Annotated in this window: 2 protein-coding genes and 1 pseudogene; all 3 read right to left on the bottom strand. The window is 71.5% G+C overall.

Annotation, left to right across the window (positions count from 1 at the left end):
- Window positions 1–163: 163 nt before the first annotated feature.
- Window positions 164–1408, bottom strand: coding sequence for an AmpG family muropeptide MFS transporter (locus B8460_RS12835; protein ID WP_048861999.1), 1245 nt, complete (start codon window positions 1406–1408; stop codon window positions 164–166).
- Window positions 1409–1425: 17 nt separating this feature from the next.
- Complete coding sequence (gene bcp / locus B8460_RS12830) at window positions 1426–1893, bottom strand: thioredoxin-dependent thiol peroxidase (RefSeq protein ID WP_048861998.1); 468 nt, start codon at window positions 1891–1893, stop codon at window positions 1426–1428.
- Window positions 1893–2671: pseudogene (locus tag B8460_RS22900) on the bottom strand (bifunctional [glutamine synthetase] adenylyltransferase/[glutamine synthetase]-adenylyl-L-tyrosine phosphorylase); the annotation flags it as partial. The gene bcp and the pseudogene B8460_RS22900, both read right to left, overlap by 1 nt.

Raw genomic sequence — 2671 nt, 5'->3', positions numbered from 1 at the left:
CGCTGCAGCCGGTCGCCCAGCTCCGGCGCGTGCAGCCATGCCCGGAACGGCCCGTCGAGCGACCCGCGCGGCCCGGACAGGATCGTCTCCGCGAGACGCCGCTGCGCCTCCGTCATCTGCTCGGGCGCGGGGGTCGGAAAGCGGGTCATCGGTATCTCCTGGCTCAGGCCGGCAACGGCGCCGGACGCGGCGGAAAGCGGTGCAGCAGACGCAGCATCAGACCCATCGCCGGCAGCGCCGCGAACAGGGCGACGGTATAGAACGCCTCCCACCCGATCGCGCGGACGAGGAAGCCCGACAGGCCGCCGATGGTGCGCAGCCCGATCGCCGCGATCGACGACAGCAGCGCGTATTGCGTGGCCGTGTAGGCGACCGAACAGAGGCCGGACAGATAGGTCAGGAACGCGGCATCGGCCGTGCCCTCGGCGAAGTTCTCCACCATCACCGTCGCATACAGCATGAACGGCTTGCCGGCCGAATAGGCGAGCCAGACATACATCCCCATCGCCGCCGTCTGCACCAGCCCGGTCGCCAGCAGCGCCCGCCCGACACCGAGGCGCGCGACCAGCACGCCGCCGAGCGCATAGCCCGCGATGCTGGCGGTCAGCCCGAACGGGCCGACCGCCGCCGCCACCTGCGCCTGCTCGAAGCCGAGATGATGGTAGAACGGCGCCGTCATCACGCCCGCCATCGCCTCGCCGAGCTTGAACAGCGCGACAAAGCCGAGGATGGTCCACGCGCCGGGCCGGGTCAGGAAGTCGCGGAACGGCTCCACCACCGCGACGCGCATGCGTGCCGCGACGCCCGTCACCGCCTGCACCGCGCGCCGCACCGACGGCTCGGCCGCCAGCAGGGTCACCGCCGTCCCGCTCAGCGTCACCAGCGCGACGGCGATCAGCGACAGATGCCACCCGACATGCGAGGCGAGCGCGATCGCTCCCGCGCCCGACAGATACAGCGCCGCGCGATAGCCCCAGACATAGGCCGCGAGCGCCGCCCCCTGCGCGCGTTCCTCGAACGTCTCGATGCGCCACGCATCGACGACGATGTCCTGGCTGGCGGAGAGGAAGGCGACCAGCGCCGCCGCCGCCAGCGACGCGCCCGCCCCGCGCGCCGGATCGGTGCAGGCCAGCAGCAGGCAGGCCGCCGACAGCGCCGGCTGGATCGCCAGCAGCCAGCCGCGCCGCCGCCCGAACCGCGCCAGCCCGAACGGCGGCGCCATCTGATCGAGTACCGGCGACCACAGGAACTTCAGCGTGTACGAAAGCCCGATATTGGCCGTCAGCCCGATGACGATCAGCGACACGCCGTCATGCGTGAGCCACTGGCGAAAGGTGAAGCCCGACAGCGGCAGCGGCAGCCCCGCCGCGAAGCCGTAGCCGAGCATCAGCGCGAGCGGACGCCGCATGCGCCGTGGCCCCGCGCTCAGCCGAGCGCCTTCACCGCCTCCAGCACCTGCTTCGCATGCCCCTCGACCTTCACCTTGCGCCAGACGCGCGCGACCTTGCCCGCCCGGTCGATCAGGAACGTGCTGCGCTCCATGCCCATATACGTCTTGCCGTACATGCTCTTCTCGACCCACACGCCGTAATCCTCGGCGACATGCGTCGTCTCGTCGGAGGCCAGCGGAAAGGTAAGATTGTATTTCTCCGCGAACTTCTCGATCGGCTTCATCTTGTCCTTCGACACGCCGATCACGTCGATGCCGAGGTGGCCCAGCTGCGGGAGCGCTTCCTGGAACGCGCAGGCCTCCTTGGTGCAGCCGGGCGTGTCGGCCTTCGGATAAAAATACAGCACGTACGGCTTGCCCTTGAGCGTCTCGCTGCTGACGGTGCGCCCGCCGCTCGCCGGCATGGAAAACGCCGGCGCCTCGCTGCCCTCGTCGATGGCCATCATGCAATCTCCCCGATCTGCTCGCTGAAGGCGGCGCGGACCCGCACCGCGGTCGCGTCAAGGCTGGTGAGCAGGCCAGCTACGTCAACCGGCGCGGAGTCGTCACCCTCCCATCCCGCCCGCACCGCCCGCAGCAGCGCCGCCGCCGATGCCTCCGGCAGGTCCTCGGCCGGCGTCGCGGGGCCGAGCAGGATGCGCAGCAGGCTCTGCACCGTGAAATACCGCTCCCATGCCCGGACCAGCCAGGGCGCGGGCGGCGGCGCGCCGCACAGCACGCCGACCTGCTCCATGAACTCGATGTCGATCATGCCGCCCGGGCGGTATTTCATGTCCCACCGGCTGCGGCCCGGATGCTCGCGGGCGATGCGCGCGCGCATGGTCCGCGCATCGGCGCGGATCGTGGCCGGGTCGGCCCGATGGCGCAGCGCCGCCGCGATCGCCGCCTCGATGCGCGGGCCGAGGCCGGGCGGCGCCCAGGCGACGCGCGCGCGCGTCAGCGCCATCCGCTCCCAGGTCCAGGCACTCTCGGCGTGATAGCGGACGAAGCCGGCGAGCGAGACCGCGACCGGCCCCTTGTTGCCCGACGGGCGCAGCCGCATGTCCACCTCGTACAGACGCCCGTCCGCCCCCGGCGCCGTCAGCGCGCCCACCAGCGCATGCGCCGCCCGCACGAACCATTGCTGCGTCGGCACCCGCCGCGCGCCGACGCTCTCGGTCACGCCCTCGGGGAAGTCGTAGATCAGCATCATGTCGAGGTCGGACCCGGCCATCAGCCGGC

This window comes from Acidisphaera rubrifaciens HS-AP3 (genome assembly GCF_000964365.1).
Lineage (GTDB): Bacteria > Pseudomonadota > Alphaproteobacteria > Acetobacterales > Acetobacteraceae > Acidisphaera > Acidisphaera rubrifaciens.
This window is presented reverse-complemented; position numbering and strand designations above follow the sequence as displayed.